Genomic DNA, 20,602 nt, shown 5'->3' on the forward strand with positions numbered 1-20,602 from the left:
CCTTGCTGAATTATTCTTCGTCGCCGAACCAACAGATGTTACGCGCAGCCATAATTAGCTCGCCTGCACGTTCTGCAGTTAGGTCTTCGATGCCTTCTAGTTCATCAACGCCTTGGTCAGCTAGGTCTTCCAGTGTCGCAACGCCTTTTGCTGCTAGCTTGTAAGCCATTTCACGCTCAAGACCTTCAAGTGCAAGTAAGTCTTCAGCAGGCTCAACACCGTCGAAAGTTTCTTCTTTCGCTAGCGCTAGAGTAGTCAGTGCGTCTTTTGCACGGTTACGTAGTTCTTCAACGATACCTTCGTCTAGACCATCTACTTCAAGAAGCTCGTTCACAGGAACGTATGCTACTTCTTCAAGCGTAGAGAAGCCTTCTTCAACAAGCATTTGAGCAAAGTCTTCTTCAATGTCTAGGTGCTTCATGAAGTTTTCAATAGAAGCAACTGCTTCTTCTTGGTGCTTCTTCTCGAGATCAGCAACAGTCATTACGTTCAGTTCCCAACCAGTAAGTTGAGAAGCTAGACGTACGTTTTGACCGCTACGGCCAATCGCTTGTGCTAGGTTATCCGCTTCAACAGCGATATCCATAGAGTGTGCATCTTCATCAACGATGATTGAAGCAACATCAGCAGGAGCCATTGCGTTGATTACGAATTGAGCCGGGTTATCATCCCAAAGAACGATATCAATACGCTCACCACCAAGATCGTTAGAAACAGCTTGTACACGTGCGCCACGCATACCAACACACGCACCAACTGGGTCAATACGTTTGTCGTTTGTTTTCACAGCGATTTTAGCACGAGAACCAGCGTCACGTGCAGCACCTTTAAGTTCAATTAGCTCTTCACCAATTTCAGGCACTTCAACACGGAATAGTTCAGCTAGCATTTCTGGCTTCGAACGAGTAACGAAAAGCTGGAAACCACGAGCTTCTGGTTTAACTGCGTAAAGAAGACCACGAACACGGTCACCTGGACGGAAGTTTTCACGAGGAAGTTGGTCATCACGAAGGATTACCGCTTCAGCGTTGTTACCAAGGTCTAGGATAATAGTGTCACGGTTAACTTTCTTAACTGCGCCAGTTACTAGCTCGCCTTCGTTATCGATGAACTGCTCAACGATTTGAGCGCGTTCAGCTTCACGTACTTTCTGTACGATAACTTGCTTAGCCGTTTGAGTCGTAATACGGTCAAACGTTACTGATTCGATATCATCTTCAATGAAACCGCCAAGTTCGATCTCTGGGTCATCGTACTTTGCAGCTTCAATAGAGATTTCTTTTGTTGGGAATTCAACTTCCTCAACAGCTTCCCAACGACGGAAAGTTTCGAAATCACCCGTTTTACGGTCAATTTCAACACGAACTTCGATTTCTAGTTCGCTTTTCTTTTTTGTTGCCGTTGCAAGCGCGATTTCAAGCGCTTCAAAAATACGCTCACGAGGAACTGCTTTCTCATTTGAAACAGCTTCTACTACCGCCAAAATTTCTTTGTTCATTAATCTAGCCTCTTAAGCTCTTCTCTCTAGGAGAACTAAAATTTAGGGATCAGGTTAGCTTTCGCAATATTGCTCAGGACGAATTCTTCTTCTTGTCCTTCAACCAATACTTTCACTGTCTCGCCTTCGATAGATTGGATATCACCTTTCCATTTACGACGGTTGCCGACAGCCATTTTCAAAACGATGCTTACCTCGTGACCAATAAATTGTTGGTAATGCTCTGCTTTGAACAGTGGTCTCTCTAAACCAGGTGAAGACACTTCAAGGTTATAAGCCACTGAAATTGGATCTTCAACGTCCATTACGGCACTTACTTGGTGACTAACTTCAGCGCAATCATCTAAATTGATACCGTTTGGTGAATCGATGTAAATACGTAGCGTTGAGTGCTCACCAGCACGAATAAATTCTAATCCAACTAACTCATAACCTGATGCTGCTACTGGAGCGTCAAGCATTTCAGTAAGTTGTCTTTCTAAACCAGTCATTTAACCACTCCAGAAACAAAAAAAGGGCTCAAAGCCCAATTTAAATTCCAAGCAAACATTATCTAAATACATTTACAAATGCTTAGATAACAAAAAACCCCGTATAAGCCGGGGTTTTTGTTGCTGGACCCTTATATGTTAAGTGCCATCATATTCGATATCGCACTTAACTCACAGTGAGGTTCACACTGTGCAAACTTGCTACCAATACAAGCTATATAATAGCATTGAAATTGGTTGCGGGAGCCGGATTTGAACCGACGACCTTCGGGTTATGAGCCCGACGAGCTACCAAACTGCTCCATCCCGCGTCCGACTTGCGAGCATTATACGCCCAACAAGATGTTTTACAAGTTTGTAAACATGGTGCCGAGAGAGGGACTCGAACCCTCACACCCTAAGGCACTAGCACCTCATGCTAGCGTGTCTACCAATTTCACCATCTCGGCATCAAATCTTTACAGATTATTGTGGAATTTCGTCGCCTTGCGCCGGAACTTCACTCACTGCATCATCAGCTTGTTGAATTACCTGACCTTGGGTCGGGTCAATCCATTGTGACTCAGTTTTATGTGTAGACATATTACCAAGCACTAAGCTAAGGATAAAAAATGTAGTTGCAAAAATTGCAGTCATTCGGGTAAGGAAATTTCCTGAGCCACCAGCACCAAACACAGTGTTTGAAGCGCCAGCACCGAAAGAGGCTCCCATATCTGCGCCTTTACCTTGTTGAATCAACACTAGGCCAATTACACCAAGCGCTGCCAACAGGTAAATCACAAGTAGAACTGTAAACATTTTTCCACCTATGTTCCTAATTGTTGAGCCAGCGCCGTTCAAAAAACTATTTTCAAGAACAAGGCTAGCGGCCTCCTAACTGAAGGCCGAGCAATACTAGCGAATGCGACGATGGCTGACAAGGAGAATTTGCTAAAAAATAAGCCTTTACCAAGTGAATGGTCAAAAAAAGGTCAAAAGCGACACAAAACTCATTTACGTCTCTTTTGACCGTGATATAACTCAATCACTTCTAATCACAGGCGCTATTCGCTGCGCCGGCTAAGTAAAAGGTTAAATTAGCAGTTTGCTTTTACTGCATCTGCAATCTTAAGCGCAGACGCTTGAACAAGCTCTGCATCTTCGCCTTCAACCATGACACGCAGTAGTGGCTCGGTACCAGACTTGCGTAATAGCACACGACCTTTCTCGCCAAGCTCAGCTTCTACTTCAACAACCGCTGCTTTTACCGCTTCGGCTTCTAGTGGGTTTGAATCCCCGCTGAAACGAACGTTTTCTAGAACTTGAGGGTACAACGTCATGCCTTGAGACAGCTCATTCAGTGTCATTTCGCTATCAACAACTGAAGCCAACACTTGTAGAGCAGCAACGATAGCATCACCCGTCGTCACTTTATCCAGTAGGATAACGTGCCCCGAGTTTTCAGCGCCGATCTTCCAGCCTTTAGCAAGAAGCTGTTCCATTACATAACGGTCACCAACAGCAGCACGAACAAACGGAATACCTAGCTGCTTAAGGCCGTTTTCCATACCCAGGTTGGTCATTAGTGTACCAACAACGCCGCCTTTCAACTCACCGCGACGCAGTGCATCACGAGCAATAATGTAAGCGATTTGGTCGCCATCAACTTTGTTGCCTAGCTCGTCAACCATGATGATACGGTCACCATCACCATCAAAGCCAAGGCCTAATGCCGCTTTTTCTTCAAGCACTTTTGCTTGCAGAGCACGTACATCCGTCGCACCGACTTCGTGGTTAATGTTAGTACCGTTTGGCTCAACACCAATCGCAATAACTTCTGCACCCAGCTCTTTAAATACAGCAGGCGCAATGTGGTAAGTCGCACCATGTGCACAATCGACAACAATCTTCATTCCTGCAAGCGTCATATGATTTGGGAATGTGCTCTTACAGAATTCAATGTAACGGCCAGCCGCATCGTTCAAACGTACCGCTTTACCAAGTTCGAATGAGTCAACACATTCGATGTCTTTATCCAATTCAGCTTCAATTGCCAACTCGATATCGTCCGGCAGTTTTGTTCCCTCAGAAGAGAAGAACTTGATACCGTTATCGTAGTATGGGTTGTGCGATGCAGAGATAACAATACCGGCTTCAGCGCGGAAGGTTTGAGTTAGGTAAGCAACAGCAGGCGTTGGCATCGGGCCAGTAAACGTAGCCTGAAGACCAGCAGCAGCGAGGCCAGCTTCTAGCGCCGACTCAAGCATGTAGCCAGAGATACGAGTATCTTTACCAATGATGACTTTCTTTGTGCCCTGCTTCGCAAGAACACGACCCGCAGCCCAGCCAAGCTTCAGAACAAAATCAGGTGTAATCGGGTACTGGCCAACTTTGCCACGTACACCATCTGTGCCGAAGTAACGTCTCTTATCAGACATATTGATTTTCCTTAATTATGATTAGTGATTGTTATTCATCACTTCGATTATTTTCATCGCTTCCAATGTATCTTCAACATCGTGAACGCGAATAATTTGTGCACCTTTGATTGCAGCGATGGTAGCGCAAGTGACGCTAGCAACCATGCAATCTGCTGGAGCTTTGTCTAGTAGCTTAAAGATCATCGACTTTCTCGACATCCCCGCTAAGACTGGCAACCCAAGCGTGTGAAATTTTTCAAGGTGCGCTAATAGGTGGTAATTGTGCTCGATGGTTTTACCAAAACCAAAACCTGGGTCTAGAATCAGCTGCTCTTTTGAGATACCAACAACCTCACAAGCCTCCACCCTTTCTTTTAAGAACGCTTCAACATCGATTAGGACATCATCGTAATTAGGGTTAGCTTGCATGGTTCTTGGCTGACCTTTCATGTGCATCAGGCAAACTGGCACATTAGCATCGGCGGCCGCTTCCAGAGCTCCGGGCTCTTGCAGTGCGCGCACATCATTGATCAAATCAGCCCCCGCTTCAACGGCTTGGCGCATCACTTCAGCTTTACTGGTATCAATGGAGATCCACACATCAAACTTAGCGCGAATTGCTTTAATGGCAGGTATAACGCGAGCGAGTTCTTCTTCTAAAGGTACGTCAGGTGCTCCCGGGCGAGTTGATTCACCACCAATGTCAATAATGCTAACACCAGCTTGAACCATTCGCTCTGCTTGCAGTAGAGCATTATCTAATGAATTGAATTTTCCGCCATCAGAGAAAGAGTCAGGCGTAACATTGAGAATACCCATCACATGTGGGCGGTCTAAAACGAGCGTTTTATTATGTACTTTTAATATCATGGAAGGCGGGTCTTAAAGGTAAAAACATCTTGGGCTATAAACAGAAAAACCCTGAGCGTACTCAGGGTTTTAATTTAAAGCTTAGCAATTAAGAATCTTTGTTTTGAGCATCATCTGTTTCAGATTTAACTTCTTCAACTTTCGACTCTTCAGCTTTTGGTTCAGCTGTTGCGTCTTCTGATTTCGCTTCAGGTTTAGCTTCTTCCTTTGCAGGTTCTGCTTTCGCCTGATCCCCCCAACCAGCTGGCTCACGAATGTCGTCTTTACGTTCCATCAAGTCATCAATCTGACCTGCATCAATCGTTTCAAACTTCATTAGCGCGTCTTTCATCGAGTGCATGATATCCATGTTCTCTTCAAGAATTTGCTTCGCACGAGCATAGTTGCGGTCGATTAGAATACGAATTTCTTCATCGATCAGCTTAGTCGTATCGTCAGAAACATGTTTCGCTTGGCTCATACCGCGGCCTAGGAAAACTTCGCCTTCCTCTTCAGCATATAGGAGAGGACCCAGTTTTTCAGAGAAGCCCCACTGCGTAACCATCTTGCGAGCAATATCAGTTGCACGTTCGATATCGTTAGACGCACCAGTCGAAACTTTGTCTTTACCGTAGATAAGTTCTTCAGCAAGACGACCACCGTACAAACTAGAGATCATAGATTCTAGATGTTGGCGAGACATGCTTACGCGATCTTGCTCTGGAAGGTACATAGTTACACCAAGCGCACGACCACGTGGAATGATTGAAACCTTGTACACAGGATCGTGTTCCGGCACCAAACGACCAACAATTGCGTGACCCGCTTCGTGGTAAGCCGTTGACTCTTTCACTTCTTCAGACATAACCATTGAACGGCGCTCTGCACCCATCATAATTTTGTCTTTCGCAAGTTCAAACTCAACCATAGATACATTGCGCTTGTTACCACGAGCAGCGAATAGCGCCGCTTCGTTCACAAGGTTCGCAAGATCTGCACCAGAGAAGCCTGGAGTACCACGAGCAATCAGCGATGGTTCAACATCACCTGATAATGGAACTTTACGCATGTGTACTTTAAGAATCTGTTCACGACCACGTACATCCGGTAGACCAACCACAACTTGACGGTCAAAACGACCAGGACGAAGTAATGCAGGGTCTAGTACGTCTGGACGGTTAGTCGCAGCGATAACGATAATACCTTCGTTACCTTCGAAACCATCCATCTCAACCAGCATTTGGTTCAGTGTTTGTTCACGTTCATCGTGACCACCACCAACACCCGCGCCACGTTGACGACCTACAGCATCGATTTCATCGATAAAGATGATACAAGGTGCTGCTTTTTTCGCTTGTTCGAACATATCACGCACACGAGATGCACCAACACCAACAAACATTTCAACGAAGTCAGAACCAGAGATAGTAAAGAACGGTACTTTCGCTTCACCAGCAATCGCTTTTGCAAGCAATGTTTTACCAGTACCAGGAGGACCAACCAACAGGATACCTGTCGGGATCTTACCACCTAGCTTTTGGAAGCGGCTTGGGTCACGAAGGTAATCCACAAGCTCTTTCACGTCTTCTTTTGCTTCGTCACAACCAGCAACATCAGCAAACATCGTTTTGATTTGTTCTTCGCTCATCATTCGAGCTTTACTCTTACCGAAAGACATCGCGCCTTTACCGCCGCCGCCGCCTTGCATTTGACGCATGAAGAAAATCCATACACCAATCAGTAAGATCATTGGGAACCATGAGATGAAGATAGTGCCAAGCAGGCTCTGCTCTTCAGGTGGTGTACCCTGAACTTTTACGTTTTGATTAATTAAGTCATCAAGAAGCTTTTGATCATAAACAGGCATGTAAGTTACATACTTAGAACCACCACCACGACGTGTGAAAGTGATTTCGCTGTTATTGAACTGTGCGTCTTGAATCTGGCCTTGGCCAACTTCCTGTACAAACGTGGTGTAATCTACTGCTCTGCCGTTACTTTCCCCAGGGCCGAAGCTCTGGAATACCGACATCAACACTACCGCGATAACAAGCCACAGAATTAAATTTTTTGCCATGTCACTCAAGGTGTAAGCCTCTCGATAACTAATTGTAATTAAAGGTAGGGTACTACAGTTTGTAACCTGTAGCCATGTTGTTAACTCTCACTCTTGGAAGAGAATCGTTAACCTTTGTAACCAGTGGCTACGATAAACACTTCACGAGATCGAGCTCGAGAAGAGTCGGGTTTTCTAACTTTTACTGTTTTAAACATCTCGCGGACGTCCTTAACGTATTGGTCAAACCCTTCGCCTTGGAATACTTTTACAACAAAACTACCATTGGTAGCTAGAACTTGTCGACACATATCCAAAGCTAATTCAACTAAATACATAGCTCTTGGCTGATCCACAGAATTGTTGCCTGCTATATTAGGTGCCATATCTGACATCACGACATCAACCATGTTTGGTTGTATACGTTCCAACAAGGCATCTAGCACAGCTTCTTCGCGGAAATCGCCTTGTAAAAAGCTAACACCAGCAATCGGATCCATTGGTAACAAGTCACACGCAATGATTTGTCCGTTGTCTCCAACAATCTTAGCAGCATATTGAGACCAACCGCCAGGTGCTGCACCCAAATCCACAATGGTCATCCCAGGAGACAGCAATTTATCTTTCGTTTGAATCTCTTCCATTTTGAAATAAGCACGTGAACGATAGCCTTTCTTTCTTGCTTCATTTGCGTACTTGTCGTCGAAGTGTTCCTTCAACCAACGGCCTGAACTGGCCGAGTGTTTCTGTTTGCTCATTGGATACCTAAATTGGAGGAAAGTACTAATTGCTGAATAAATTATAGTCTTCAGCTTTAGATGGCGTTAAAATAGGTTTTTTCAACCCTAATAGTAAAGAAAATTGGCCGCGTAATGAACCTAAGTACCAAACAAAAGCAGCATCTAAAGGGCCTAGCTCACAGTTTAAAACCTGTTGTGCTAATGGGCGCAAATGGACTTACTGAAGCTGTTCTAGCGGAAATCGAATTAGCTCTAGACCACCACGAACTGATCAAGATTAAAGTTGCATCAGAAGACCGTGATACTAAACAACTGATTATCGATGCAATTGTACGTGAAACTAAAGCTGAGAAAGTACAGACTATCGGTAAAGTTCTAGTACTGTTCCGTCAGTCAGAAGCACGTAAAATCGAGATTCCACGTAAATAAGCGAGCTTAACATAAATGCTAACTTCACTAATAGGAAGCCACAGCGCTTATCTTTTAGTGTAGCGTGAGAAACGAAAAAGGTCGCATTTAGCGACCTTTTTACTTATCAGAAACAAAGAAAATTCAATTAGATATATTCTACTTTGTCGATTTCGAAGTCTTTGTCACCACCAGGGGTAGAGATCATGACTTCGTCGCCTTCCATTTTTCCGATAAGACCGCGAGCAATTGGCGATTTCACAGAAATGCGACCCGTTTTGATGTCTGCTTCGTCTTCTGAAACGATTTGGTAGCGGAACTCATCATCGGTATCTACATCAATCAGTGTCACTGTCGTACCAAAGATAATCTTGCCTGTATTATCCATTTGCGTTACATCGATGATCTGAGCCAGTGATAGCTTATATTCAATATCACGGATCTGAGCTTCACAAATACCCTGCTCTTCACGAGCGGCGTGGTATTCAGCATTCTCTTTCAGGTCACCTAGTTCACGTGCTTCACCAATAGCTGCTGAGATAACAGGGCGTAGCTTAAGTAGGCGATCTAATTCGTCACGTAGCTGTTGAGCGCCACGTACTGTCATTGGAACCTTTTCCATTTTTTACCTCTATGCCAAAGCTTTCTTTGGCCAACATAAATACACCCAACGCATTTATTGGGTGATAGAAACAAAACGATTTGGCTTAGTGTAAACAAACTTTATGGCTAAATCACCTTTATTCCACTTTGCGTTATAAAAGCTTTATCTAGGTCTAAATTACAGACATCACAAAAATGAATAATAACTCTCTCATCAATAAGTAGAGAGCTAAATACCTAAAAAAACAAAAAATAAACAAAATAAACACAGATCACACTTTCATAAAAACCCCAATAAAACAAACACTTAAACAACAAGAGATATAATAAAACAGTGTTCATTTTTTGGTTTTATATCATTTTACTAACTAACTATGGAACTTTAGAGGTAAAAAGTAACCCATGGATTGCACTGGCATTTTTCAGACTTCTGTTCTAATCATGATTATGAAACCTGACTAATACAGGCAATACACAAAAGGGTTCAAATCCTTGATAAAACTTCTATGGACAGTAATTAGGAAATAATAACATGAACAAGACTATGATCGCGCTTGCTGTATCTGCTGCAGCTCTTGCTACTAACGCAGTAGCAGCCGACGGTAAACAAGCTGGTGGTATCGAAGGTACATCTGTATACAGCTCAAACGGCACTTCTCTAGAGATCGGTGGTCGTGCGGAAGCTCGTCTATCTCTAAAAGATGGCAAAGCACAAGACAACACTCGTGTACGTCTGAACTTCCTAGGTAAAGTTGAAATCCAAGACGGTCTATACGGTGTTGGTTTCTACGAAGCAGAATATAACGCGAACGACAATACTGGCGGTGACGATATCGATCACCGTTACACATACGCTGGTATCGGCGGTACATTCGGTGAAGTAACTTACGGTAAAAACGACGGTGCGCTAGGCGTTATCACTGACTTTACCGATATCATGTCTTACCACGGTAACTCAGCAGCATACAAAATTGCAGCGGCTGACCGTACAGACAACATGCTTTCTTACAAAGGTGAATTCCAAGACCTAGCAGTTAAAGCAAGCTACCGCTTCGCTGACCGTACTGAAACTGACAACAACGCAGGTGATGTTGATGTATACGGCGACAACGGTGAAGACGGCTACTCTTTATCTGCTATCTACGCAATCGGCGATTCTGGCGTTAAGCTAGGTGCAGGTTACGCTGATCAAGCAGAGCAAAACGAATACATGCTAGCGGCATCTTTCCGTACTGAAGCTCTATACTTTGCTGGTGTATTCACAGACGGTGAACTATCGAAAGACAACGGCGACTACACTGGCTACGAATTCGCAACGGCTTACACGCTAGACCAAGCTGCATTCACGCTAACGTACAACAACGCAGAAACAGATGGTGATACATCAGCTGATAACGTTGCTGTTGATGCGACTTACTACTTCAAGCCTAACTTCCGTACTTACATCTCGTACAACTTCAACCTTATCTCTGAAGGTGACAAGTTCGGTACAGCTGATACTGTAGTTAACCGTGGTGCAACTAAAGCACAAGCTGAAGACGAGCTAGCGATTGGTCTACGTTACGACTTCTAATTCTAATTCTGATTATCTAATTGATTAATTAGTTAATTAAGAATCAAAACGCCCGCTATCTAGCGGGCGTTTTTTATATCTGTATACTGAAAACATCAGCCATCCAAGAAATCTTCTATGCGCCTTCTATCCACACTACTTGTATGTAGTTTTTCCATTAGCGCTTTCTCAGTTAACGCTTTCGCTTACGCCCCCCTAGATAAATTGCCTGATGGCAGTAGCACCAGTGTGATTTTGGAATCCCTGGGAGGCGATTCAAACAAAATGAATTCCAACAGTGATGGCTTCTATCCACCCGCCAGTACTTTAAAGCTGGTGACAGCGTTAGCGGCTAAGTTGGAGTTAGGGGATGACTTTCACTACACGACCAGCATCGCTCGTTCTGGGAATGACTCTATCATTTCATTTAGTGGCGACCCAACGCTGCAACGAGAACAGCTTAAAAGCCTTTTGGCTCAATACGCTAAGTCTCAATCAAGAACCATAAAGGGCAACTTATACCTCGATAACTCGACTTTTACGGGCTATCAGCGAGCGGTGGGTTGGCCTTGGGACATTCTAGGGGTTTGTTACAGCGCGCCTTCTAGTGCAATGACCTTGGACAGCAACTGCGCACAAGCCTCTATTTATACAAAAGATAACGGCAGCACTCGTGTCTATATTCCCGCTCACTATCCGATAGACGTGACGACCACCGCTGCCACGGTAACTCGCTCTGGGCAGAAGGCGACACAATGCGACTTGGAACTCATCACGACACCAGATAACGCTTATAAGCTCTCTGGCTGCTTAGTTGAGCGTAAAAAGCCACTGCCACTCAAGTTCGCGATTCAAAACCCAGAACTTTACACCTATCAAGTCGTTACATCGCTCCTCAAAGAACTGAAAATAGACGTAAAAGGTGATGTGATTATTGGTAAAAAAGCTAAAGCAGACAAAACCACGTTAGTCGCTAGTCATAACTCAGAGAAACTTCCTGGACTGCTCGATATCATGCTCAAGAAGTCGGATAACCTTATCGCAGATAATCTAACTAAAACGCTAGGAGCGACATTCTATGTTCAACCGGGCAGCTTCAATAACGGCACTGAAGCAATAAAACAGATACTGCTGACCAAGGCTAGTATTGACCTCAGCAAAGCGCAGCTAGTCGATGGTTCAGGGTTATCCAGAAATAACCGAATGAGATCACAGACCATGGCTCAAGTGCTTCGTTATATCTGGGAAAACGATCAACAGCTCAACCTGATTGAGGCTATGCCTACATCTGGCACTGATGGAACGCTCAAATACCGTCAAAGCATGAGAAAAGCACCGATTCAAGGCAACATTATCGCCAAGAGTGGTTCTCTATACGGCAGTTACAACATGGCGGGATACGGATTAGATAAAGCGGGAAAACCAAACTCTCTGTTTGTGCAATTTGTCCGTGATTACTTCCCTGAAGAACAAGATCCAGACAAACCAGTAGAAGCACCTATCACCCAGTTTGAGCGTGCTTTCTACAAAGATGTGGTCGAGTTCAGTCAAACACAAAGCAAATCTAAGTAATGCTTAGCTCTGTGTAAACTTCTACTTAAACAATAAAACTGGCGCTGAAGACCTTAAATCTTCAGCGCCATTTTTGTTTCTCTGATGTATTTAGCTATTTTTATCAGCTTTTAAGCGATTCCTAGGAATGAATTCACCACCGTGAAGTAGATCCACATCCCTGAAATATCCACTATAGAAGCTAAGACTGGGCTCACCAGCACCGCAGGATCTAACTTAAATAACCGAGCAACAATCGGCAATCCAGCGCCTAACACGGTTGATATTGTCACTTGAATAAACAGAGCGACAGCAATCGCGTAAGCAATCATATTAATGTCGTAACCACCCGTTGATTGGTTATCACTGAACAGTAATATGCGGCCAATCATCACCAAGGCAATCGCAAGTGCTAGGCAAATCGCGACTCTAAATTCTTTCCAAAGAACATTCGCCCACTGGCGTTTCTTCAACTCCCCTGTGGCTAAGGCCCTAATGACCAAAGTCGCCGCTTGTGTGCCTGTATTACCACCCGCAGCAGCGATTACCGGCATATAGATCGCCAGAAGTACTAGCTGGCTAAGAATGTCTTCATACTGAGCAATGATAAGTCCAGAGACTATACCCAGCAGCGCTAAGGCAATAATCCAACCGATACGTTGCCTTACATGGCTTAGCACTCCAGTCGAAAGGTAACCTTGTTGCGGTTCAACCTCTGAGTAGATCAGCCCTAGTTGGTGAGCTAGATGTCGAGAGCGCTTCTCAAAGCCCTGCTCTTCTAGCTCACTAAGTAAAGTCTGAATCGTACTAAGAGAACATTGCCCCAGCACTAACACCGCATCTTCGAGCGGCATTCGGTTTAAAAGGTTAATTTGTTGCTCACGTCCGTACTGTTGAAAGGCATTAGATACAGCTTGGATGTCTTTCTCTGAGTACAGAGCTTCAATAGATAAAAAAGTGTTGTTCATTACCGTCATGGCGAATCTCCCGATTGGCAAAGGTAACGACCATCAAAACAAATAGCCTATAGCGAGTGCACCAAAAGCTTAAAGCTAATATATCAATAGCTTAAAGCGCTAATGTGTCTACTTGTTAGAATCTAGTGTGTGGAAAAGAATGAGGGGAAAAAACAAAGATACCCTACCTGAACGGCAGGACAATAGATCAATACCGAGACAGGTTATTCTTCTCCATTCAAACTAGGAGGATGGTCGGTATTGTTCATAAAAATCTCCAGAATTACTGTCAATTTGACAGCGCGCATAGTGTAGCAATGCACGTTTAAAAACTTCGTCAACTTTGTGTCAATAAAAAAGGCATCCGTGGATGCCTTTTGTTCAATTATTGATGTGCGTTATTACTTAATAGTAATACGAGCAAACTTACGTTTACCTACTTGGTAAACTGCAGTACCTGCTTCAGGTACAAACTTGCTGTCTTCAATCTTCTCGCCTTCAAGCTTAGCAGCGCCTTGCTTGATCATACGCATCGCATCAGAAGTAGAGTTTACTAGACCTGCTTCTTTTAGAACGTTCGCAATTGGCAGGCCTGCTTCGAATTCAAATTCTGGCATTTCATCAGGTACTTGGTTCTTAGCAAAACGGTTAACGAACTCTTGCTCAGCGGCTTCAGCATCTGCTTCACTGTGGAAACGAGCGATGATCTCTTTAGCAAGAAGCACTTTAACGTCACGCGGGTTCTTACCTGCATCAACGCCAGCTTTCAGTTCCGCAACTTCTTCAAGAGGACGGAAAGACAGTAGCTCGTAGTAGCTCCACATTAGATCGTCAGAGATAGACATGATCTTACCAAACATCTCGCTTGGTGCTTCGCTGATACCGATGTAGTTGTGCGCAGACTTAGACATCTTCTTAACACCGTCTAGACCAACAAGTAGTGGCATCATCAGTACCGCTTGTGGTTTTTGACCTGCTGCTTTTTGCAGTTCACGACCCATTAGAAGATTAAACTTCTGGTCAGTACCGCCAAGCTCAACGTCGCTCTCTAATGCAACAGAGTCGTGACCTTGTAGAAGTGGGTACATGAATTCGTGGATTGCGATCGGTTGACCACCAGCGTAACGCTTTTTGAAGTCATCACGCTCAAGCATACGAGCAACAGTTTGGTTAGAAGCAAGACGAATCATGCCTTCAGCGCCAAGCTCAGATAGCCATTCAGAGTTGAAACGAATTTGCGTTTTCGCAGGATCTAGAATCTTGAATACTTGTTCTTTGTAAGTTTCAGCATTCTTCAATACGTCTTCGCGGCTTAGCGGTGGACGTGTTGAGTTTTTACCTGATGGGTCACCAACCATTGCAGTGAAATCACCGATAAGGAATGTCACTTCATGACCAAGCTCTTGGAAAGCACGAAGCTTGTTAAAGATAACCGTATGGCCTAGGTGGATATCTGGAGCTGTTGGATCGGCACCCAGCTTAATGCGTAAAGGACGACCTTCTTTTAGTTTTGCAATCAGTTCGTCTTCTGGAATCAGTTCTTCTACGCCACGTTTGATCTCGGCTAGTGCAGCTTCAATACTCGCCATTCTTGTTCACTCCCACAGATTTGGCAAAAATACATTAATTAGACATCTTACTTGAATAGCGATGTATTTTGAAACCAGTTACACTATTCCGTCGTCGATTTTCATAATATTTACAGAACGAACCGGAACATGTTGTCTATTTTTGCACGCCTTCCTATTTTGCACCGGGCTTTTATCGCATTTTTTAGTGCCATAATTTTCGTCGCGATTTTCTTACTCCCCGACGTCAACAGTTTACGTGACGATTCGGGCGCTTTAGTTGTGGGGAAACATTACCCACTGACTATCAATGCCGATGCGCTTATTAGCTCAAGTGACGCTCCACCGACGGCAGTACTCAATTGGGAGAAATACACCGTTCGCTCTGGCGAAAGCACCTCTGTTTTATTTGAACGTATTGGCCTGTCATACCGCCTACTGATCACGCTACTCAATACCAATGATGATATTAAGAAGCAGCTGTCTAATCTAAGACCTGGTGATGTCTTGCAGTTCGGCTTCGATGAAAACAACGACCTTATTCAGTTAAAAAGACAACTTAGTGCATTTGAAAGCTTCAAGATTACTAAATCTGGCGATTCTTTCTCATCAAGTTTCGACAAAAAAGAAGTGGCATACCAATACAATTATGCCGAAGCCAACATCACCTCTAACTTCTGGAACGCTGGCGTAAGCGCAGGTTTAACCGCAAACCAAATTATGGAACTGGCGGGCATCTTTGGTTGGGATATCGACTTTGCGTTAGATATTCGTAAGAACGACAGCTTCAAAATTTTATACCAAGAGAAAGTAGTTGAAGGTGAAGTGGTTGGTCGCGGTAAGATCATCGCAGCCGTATTCAAAAACCAAGGCGATTCATTTACCGCGGTATTGGATGATAAGAGCGGCAACTACTTCGATGAAAATGGTCGAGCAATGAAGAAAGCGTTCTTGCGCTCACCAATTGATTTTCGTCGCGTAACATCGAACTTTAATCCAACCAGGAGACACCCAGTAACCGGTAAGGTTCGAGCTCACCGCGGCACTGACTACGCAGCCCCTGTTGGCACGCCTATCTGGGCGGCTGGTGACGGTATCGTTCAGAAGTCGGGTTACAACCAATTCAATGGTAACTATGTGTTCATCCGACACAGCAACACCTACATCACCAAGTACCTGCACATGAAGCGACGTATGGTGAAAACGGGTCAGCGCGTAAAACAAGGCCAAACCATTGGTACTTTGGGTGGCACAGGTCGTGTAACTGGCCCGCACTTACACTATGAATTCTTGGTTAATGGCGTACATAAGAATGCGCGCACCGTGAAATTGCCTCAATCTAAGTCGTTAACGGGTAAAGCAAAAGCAACCTTTATTGCCAACTCAGAGATTCGACTGAATAACCTTAAACGATACGGCCAGTTGCTAGCGACTAATTAGGCTACTAGCGACCAATTAGATTAATAGCCCTATAAACCAACGAAAAGAGCGCCCGTCAATGCGCTCTTTTTTATGTTCATCGAACCACTGTATCTACTATTTTTCAGGCTTCTTATCTCGCCCTAACATCAGCAAACAAGGCGTCAGTACCAAGGTCAGTACCGTGGCAAACGCCAGCCCACCAGCAATAGCAGTCGCGAGCTGTGACCACCATTGCGTGCTCGGCGCGCCGAATTCTATCTTTTGATTAATCAGGTCGATATTCATCTCTAGCACCATCGGCATTAAGCCTAAAATTGTGGTGACCGTAGTCAGCATTACAGGCCTTAAACGTTGCACACCGGTTCTTATAATCGCATCTCGCTTATCCAAGCCTCTTTTAATCAACTGGTTATAGGTGTCGATCAGCACGATATTGTTGTTCACCACGATACCTGCCAGTGCGATCACCCCAATACCAGACATCACGACGCCAAACGGGCGTTGGAAGATAAGCAGACCAACAAACACGCCAACAGTTGAAAACAACACAGCACTAAGAATCAAAAACGCTTGATAGAAACTATTAAACTGAGTAATCAAAATCAAAGCCATTACCGCCAAAGCAACCAAGAAAGCACTTTGTAAGAAGGCGGAAGAGTTTTCTTGTTCTTCATTTTGACCACGGATACGAAATTCTACGCTACTCGGTAGCCCCAATTCACTCAACGCTTGCTCAATCTTTGGCAGCTCGAGTGCAAGGTTATAACCCTCTTCCATATCCGCCATGATGTTCACCACACGCTTACCATCAAGGCGTTTAATCGTATCTTGCTTATGGTCGGGAACAATCTGAGCAAAGTTGGTGATCGGCACCAAGCCTGCAGGTGTTTTGACTCTCAGCTGGTCGAAGCGTCCGATATCCCTTTTATCATTCGGGTAACGCACCAATATATCGACCTCTTCTGAAGAGTCATCAGGCAGGTAATCACCAATCTTGAGACCATTAGTCACAAATTGAACGGTATTACCCACTAAGGTCGCATCAGCAGTAAAGCGGGCGGCATCGTCGCGGCGAATATCCACCTTCCAATCGATGCCGTCTTTACTCGCGGTATCGCTGATATTGGTCAGTGCTTGATTGCCATCCGCCCAATTTCTTACGATCTTTGCCGCCTGATTAAGTTGCTCTGGCGTTCTTGCCGACAGCTCAATCACTAAGTCATTCTCAACCGGAGGCCCTGCATCAGGAAACTTATATTCAATCTCAACACCAGCGTATTGATCGGTCTGTACCTTCAACTCATCAATAATCGCCTTAACGCTGCGGCGATATTGCCAGTCAACAGGCGTAATTGAGATCAAACCAATCTGGTCGTCACCACCAGTACGCGTGTAAACGGTATCGAACTCATCATGATTGAGCATCATCAGTTCAATATCGCGCATAATGTCATCCTTTTCTTGGATAGACAGATCACCATGAGAACGAACTTTGACATTAAAGAATGGCGGATCAACCTCAGGGAAGAATTCAGCCCCAAGACCTGCTTTTGAGTAAGTAAAACCAACTGCAACCGCGAGTAATATCGCACTGAAGAGAATCTTAAAGGGGTGCTTAATCGCAATCGACAGTGTGTGGTAGTACGCCTTGGTTAAGCCAGTGGCTTGTGAAAAGTCACCATTATGCAGTGCAACCATTCGAGCTTGGCTTTTAGACGATACGTATTGAGGTTTGCCAATCAAACCGCCTAATACAGGGACAAACAACAGCGCCATAATTAACGAAGCAGTTAACGTAGCGATCAGAGTTAGTGGTAAGAACTTCATGAATTCGCCCGTCACATCAGGCCAGAACAGCAACGGAGCAAATGCAGCCAAGGTTGTGGCTGTGGATGCGGTTATTGGCCACGCCATCCGTTTCGCAGCATCTCGGTAAGCGGCTTTGCGCCCTTCACCCTCTTGCATTCGCCTGTCGGCAAACTCGGTCACCACAATCGCACCATCAACCAACATACCCACCGCCATGATCAAAGAGAACAACACCACGATGTTGACGGTTAGACCAAACACAGACAACACCAACAACCCCGTGAGGAATGATCCAGGAATTGAAATTCCGACCAATAGCGCGGTTCGAACACCAAGAATAGCGATGATCACGATCACCACTAAAATGATGGCGGATAAGATATTGTTTTGCAGATCATTAAGCATAATCTTCACATCTTTAGATTCATCCCAAGTGTATTTGACCAAGAGATTGTTTGGCCATTCCGCTTGCTGCTGAGCGCCTGCCATTACTGCTTTGACTAGCTCAACGGTTTCGATGATATTCTCACCAGCACGCTTCTTGATATCCAACACCACCGCAGATTTGCCATCTAAACGAGCAAAGCTTTCAGGATCTCGAAACGCTCGACGAACCGTGGCGACATCGCCAAAAGTGACCACCTGTTTGCCATCCACTTTAATAGGTAACTCAAGCACGTCTTTTAAGGAGTTAAACACCGAAGGGACTTTGACAGAGAAACGTCCGTAGCCAGTATCAACAAAGCCAGCGGCAACTACTCTGTTGTTCAGAGCGATCAGGTTATAGATATCCGCTTGATCTAAGCTGTAGCTTTCCATCAATAACGGATCAACAATGATCTCGACGATGTCATCGCGATCGCCTGCAATATCGACTTCAAGGATTTGGCGATAGCTTTCTAATTTGTCTCCAAGTTCTCGGGCAATTTGCACTATGGTGCGCTCAGGAACGGTACCGAATAGTACAACAGACAGAACAGGTTGCTCTGAAGCCAGCGTCACCTCATTTACGGTTGGCTCATCACTGTCTTCTGGCAGTTTTGGTTTAGCCAGATCAACCGCGTCACGCACATCGGCCATTGCTTTGGTGAGATCGACACCAACATTAAACTCCAACACCACAGAGGCATGCCCTTCTGCTGCGGTTGCTGTCATCTCTTTTACGCCTTCAATCGACCTCAGCTCTTGCTCTATCGGCCTAACCAATAAGCGTTCGGCATCGGTTGGCGAAATACCTTGGTGCCCAACAGAGACATAGATAATCGGGATAGTAATGTCTGGGCTCGATTCTTTGGGGATCGTGATATAGGTGACGACACCGGCTACAAGGATTAACGCCAAAAGGGAGAGCATTGTTCGAGCACGAGACAAGGCTGCATCAATAATTGAATACATCGGCAATCTCCTACTCTGCGGTTACATTTGAGGGTTCAGCACCTTGCTCAACAGCAATCACAGAATCACCATCACGCACAAAACCTTGGCCTACGGTGATGATATCGACGCGTTGACCCAGCCCAGTGAGCCACACTCCATCTTGTTCGGCCTTTACTAGCTGAATGCCTACAAACTTCACCGTTGGTGAGTCACTAACAGAAACCAAGGTTTTGACCCCGAGGTTACCCGCCTCATCCAATGCCAGCATCGCCGGTGTTATCTTGATTGCGTCTCTAGTTTCTAGGTTGAGTTTTACTTCGGCACTGACACCTGCAGGTAATAGGCCTTTGGAGTTATCGATTTCAATCTCTATTGGGAAGGTATTGGTAGCAGCAGAAGAGATTCGAGAAACATAGCGTAAGCGGCCTTCCGCTTCTTCTCGCCCTAACAAGCGAACCAAAGCAGATTGATTGACTAACAAGTGTTGGATATGACGCTCACTGACATCGGCCTCAATAACCAAAGGATCGAGGTCAATCACGCCCGCGACCGGGTCGCCAACCCCAACAAAGTCACCAAGCTCCACCATCAAATCTTGAACCACACCCGAAAAAGGCGAAGTAATCACAGTATTCTTTAAAGCCAGTTCCGCATTGCGCTTCATGGCTTTTGCTTCCGTTAATGAAGCCTCAGCGGTGGTATAAGCTATCTCACCTTGCAGCCCTCTTTTCTTCAAAGATTGCGCCGCTTTGAATTCTTTCTGCTTCAAGCGATATAACGCAGATGCTCGCTCTAGTTGAATCTCTAAATCACCCTTATCTATCTGGGCAATGGCTTGTCCAGCTTTAACCATATCCCCCTTAACAACGTTCAATCTGACAATCTTGCCCGCGACTTCTGCACCTAGACGAGCATGCCGATCGGGCGCCGTTCTTCCATAAAGATCAATCGTTTTAAAGGTCGGTGATGAGGTAAATGTTTGAAAGGAAACCTTAGCCAACGGAATTTCTGTCGCCTTTTTTGCCGGCGACTCTTCCGCTTGCCCGACTCCTAAGCCAAGCCAGATCGACAACAACACGACTAGAGTCAGAGAAACCAGCCACGGCTGCTTCAATTTCTGAAAAAGTGGTGAGTTAGAAAATAGAGTGGGCATAACAAATCCTTTTGTCCGATGTAATTCAGGCGCGCTAGTTGGCTTAATACCGTGATGTGCAACTTCCTTATGCACAAAGGTAACCTTAACAGACCAATCCTCAACGAAGTTGGACGCTATCGACAGTTTAAAAAATATGCCGTGTACTAAAAGTGAGAGGAATGCCTTGA

At 44.9% G+C, this 20,602-nt stretch carries 16 protein-coding genes and 2 tRNA genes; 4 read left to right on the top strand and 14 right to left on the bottom strand.

Translation table 11 applies throughout. The features are described 5' to 3' along the window. Positions 1-10: 10 nt before the first annotated feature. The 9 genes from nusA to rlmE form a co-directional block, all read right to left on the bottom strand. Positions 11-1,498: a transcription termination factor NusA gene (gene nusA, locus AC3CH3_RS12345; protein WP_017059230.1), complete on the bottom strand. Its 1,488-nt coding sequence runs from the start codon at positions 1,496-1,498 to the stop codon at positions 11-13. A 35-nt stretch (positions 1,499-1,533) separates the two neighbouring features. Then, entirely contained in the window at positions 1,534-1,989 is a 456-nt protein-coding gene (gene rimP, locus AC3CH3_RS12350; protein WP_488537253.1) for a ribosome maturation factor RimP, read from the bottom strand. A 234-nt stretch (positions 1,990-2,223) separates the two neighbouring features. Then, a tRNA-Met gene (locus AC3CH3_RS12355) sits at positions 2,224-2,300 on the bottom strand. A 53-nt stretch (positions 2,301-2,353) separates the two neighbouring features. Continuing rightward, positions 2,354-2,438: transfer RNA gene (locus tag AC3CH3_RS12360), tRNA-Leu, on the bottom strand. A 16-nt stretch (positions 2,439-2,454) separates the two neighbouring features. Continuing rightward, positions 2,455-2,787, bottom strand: coding sequence for a preprotein translocase subunit SecG (gene secG / locus AC3CH3_RS12365; RefSeq protein WP_017059392.1), 333 nt, complete (start codon positions 2,785-2,787; stop codon positions 2,455-2,457). A gap of 278 nt (positions 2,788-3,065) precedes the next feature. Next, positions 3,066-4,406 carry a phosphoglucosamine mutase gene (gene glmM, locus AC3CH3_RS12370; RefSeq protein ID WP_019824349.1) on the bottom strand — a complete coding sequence of 447 codons (1,341 nt, stop codon included), beginning with the start codon at positions 4,404-4,406 and terminating at the stop codon, positions 3,066-3,068. Between the two features lie 21 nt (positions 4,407-4,427). Further along, positions 4,428-5,258, bottom strand: coding sequence for a dihydropteroate synthase (gene folP, locus AC3CH3_RS12375; protein WP_488537254.1), 831 nt, complete (start codon positions 5,256-5,258; stop codon positions 4,428-4,430). Positions 5,259-5,346: 88 nt separating this feature from the next. Further along, on the bottom strand, positions 5,347-7,314 hold the full coding sequence (gene ftsH, locus AC3CH3_RS12380) for an ATP-dependent zinc metalloprotease FtsH (RefSeq protein WP_050651775.1): 1,968 nt from the start codon (positions 7,312-7,314) through the stop codon (positions 5,347-5,349). 107 nt (positions 7,315-7,421) lie between these two features. After that, the gene (gene rlmE / locus AC3CH3_RS12385; RefSeq protein WP_017059396.1) at positions 7,422-8,051 is read right to left on the bottom strand and encodes a 23S rRNA (uridine(2552)-2'-O)-methyltransferase RlmE; all 630 of its coding nucleotides are present in this window, start codon (positions 8,049-8,051) and stop codon (positions 7,422-7,424) included. 114 nt (positions 8,052-8,165) lie between these two features. Here rlmE and yhbY point away from each other — a divergent pair, with 114 nt between their 5' ends. Then, complete coding sequence (gene yhbY / locus AC3CH3_RS12390; protein ID WP_017063275.1) at positions 8,166-8,462, top strand: ribosome assembly RNA-binding protein YhbY; 297 nt, start codon at positions 8,166-8,168, stop codon at positions 8,460-8,462. A gap of 127 nt (positions 8,463-8,589) precedes the next feature. Here yhbY and greA read toward each other — a convergent pair whose 3' ends face one another. Beyond that, positions 8,590-9,063, bottom strand: a complete 474-nt coding sequence (gene greA, locus AC3CH3_RS12395) for a transcription elongation factor GreA (RefSeq protein ID WP_017059397.1) — start codon at positions 9,061-9,063, stop codon at positions 8,590-8,592. A gap of 513 nt (positions 9,064-9,576) precedes the next feature. Here greA and AC3CH3_RS12400 point away from each other — a divergent pair. Together AC3CH3_RS12400 and dacB are read left to right on the top strand one after the other, a co-directional pair. After that, positions 9,577-10,617, top strand: coding sequence for a porin (locus tag AC3CH3_RS12400; RefSeq protein WP_488537255.1), 1,041 nt, complete (start codon positions 9,577-9,579; stop codon positions 10,615-10,617). Between the two features lie 117 nt (positions 10,618-10,734). Beyond that, complete coding sequence (gene dacB, locus AC3CH3_RS12405; protein ID WP_488537256.1) at positions 10,735-12,168, top strand: serine-type D-Ala-D-Ala carboxypeptidase; 1,434 nt, start codon at positions 10,735-10,737, stop codon at positions 12,166-12,168. 110 nt (positions 12,169-12,278) lie between these two features. On the opposite strand, the gene AC3CH3_RS12410 is transcribed toward dacB, so the two are convergent. Together AC3CH3_RS12410 and tyrS are read right to left on the bottom strand one after the other, a co-directional pair. Continuing rightward, on the bottom strand, positions 12,279-13,124 hold the full coding sequence (locus AC3CH3_RS12410; RefSeq protein WP_016768990.1) for a magnesium transporter: 846 nt from the start codon (positions 13,122-13,124) through the stop codon (positions 12,279-12,281). 380 nt (positions 13,125-13,504) lie between these two features. Next, positions 13,505-14,692, bottom strand: coding sequence for a tyrosine--tRNA ligase (gene tyrS, locus AC3CH3_RS12415; protein ID WP_017059402.1), 1,188 nt, complete (start codon positions 14,690-14,692; stop codon positions 13,505-13,507). A gap of 129 nt (positions 14,693-14,821) precedes the next feature. On the opposite strand from tyrS, the gene shyC reads away from it, so the two are divergent. Next, positions 14,822-16,111, top strand: coding sequence for a peptidoglycan DD-endopeptidase ShyC (gene shyC, locus AC3CH3_RS12420; protein WP_488537257.1), 1,290 nt, complete (start codon positions 14,822-14,824; stop codon positions 16,109-16,111). A 96-nt stretch (positions 16,112-16,207) separates the two neighbouring features. On the opposite strand, the gene AC3CH3_RS12425 is transcribed toward shyC, so the two are convergent. Next, a complete protein-coding gene (locus tag AC3CH3_RS12425) occupies positions 16,208-19,297 on the bottom strand; it encodes an efflux RND transporter permease subunit (RefSeq protein WP_488537258.1) in 3,090 nt (1,029 codons plus the stop codon). Between the two features lie 10 nt (positions 19,298-19,307). Beyond that, positions 19,308-20,432 (bottom strand): efflux RND transporter periplasmic adaptor subunit, encoded by a 1,125-nt coding sequence (locus tag AC3CH3_RS12430; protein WP_488537259.1) that lies wholly within the window; start codon positions 20,430-20,432, stop codon positions 19,308-19,310. Positions 20,433-20,602: the final 170 nt, after the last annotated feature.

The sequence above is a fragment of the Vibrio sp. QJM3NY_35 genome, assembly GCF_057785915.1.